At 70.9% G+C, this 935-nt stretch carries 1 protein-coding gene; it reads left to right on the forward strand.

What is annotated here, in order from left to right; genetic code table 11:
* Positions 1–935: efflux RND transporter periplasmic adaptor subunit (locus tag D180_RS14255; protein ID WP_017913332.1), on the forward strand; the 935-nt coding region annotated here is incomplete at both ends.

Here is a 935-nt window from a genome sequence, read left to right on the forward strand (position 1 = left end):
CTACATCGACAAGGTCAACTACGTCGAAGGGCAGGAGGTGAAGAAGGGCGATGTGCTGTTCACCATCGACGCGCGCAGCTACCGCGCCGACCTGGCCCGCGCCGAGGCCGATCTGGCGCGCGCGCGCACCCAGGCCAAGCTCAGCGCCAGCGAGGCCGCGCGCGCCAAGACCCTGTCCGAACAGCAGGCCATCTCCACCGAGAGCTGGGAACAGCGGCGCGCCGCGGCGGAGCAGGCACAGGCCGACGTGCTGGCCGCGCAGGCGGCGGTGGACAGCGCACGCCTGAACCTGGAATGGACCCAGGTGCGCGCGCCGATCGCCGGCCGCGCCGGCCGCGCGATGGTTACCGCCGGCAACCTGGTCAGCGCCGGCGACAGCGCCAGCGTGCTGACCACGCTGGTGTCGCTGGACAAGGTGCACGTGTACTTCGATGCCGACGAAGGCACCTTCCTGCGCTATGCGCAGATGGCGCGCGACGGTCAGCGCCCGAGCGAGCGCGACGGCAGCCTGCCGGTGCAGGTCGGCCTGGTCGGCGAGGACGGCTATCCGCATGCCGGCAAGGTCGACTTCCTCGACAACCAGTTGGTGCGCAGCACCGGCACCATCCACGTGCGCGCGTTGCTGGACAACGCCGATCGCCGCTTCACCCCCGGCCTGTTCGCGCGGGTGCGGCTGCTCGGCAGCGGCCGCTTCGACGCGGTGCTGATCGACGACCGCGCGGTGCTCACCGACCAGGACCGCAAGTACGTCTACGTTGTCGACAAGGACGGCAAGGCGCAGCGACGCGACGTGCAGCTCGGCCGCAGTGCCGACGGCCTGCGCATCGTGCGCAGCGGCCTGTCCGCCGGCGACAAGGTCATCGTCGACGGCGTGCAGAAGGTGTTCATGCCCGGCATGCCGGTGCAGGCCAAGCCGATCGCACAGACCGCGCCGC

Origin of the sequence: Xanthomonas sp. SHU 166 (genome assembly GCF_000364685.1) — a bacterium.
Lineage (GTDB): Bacteria > Pseudomonadota > Gammaproteobacteria > Xanthomonadales > Xanthomonadaceae > Xanthomonas_A > Xanthomonas_A sontii.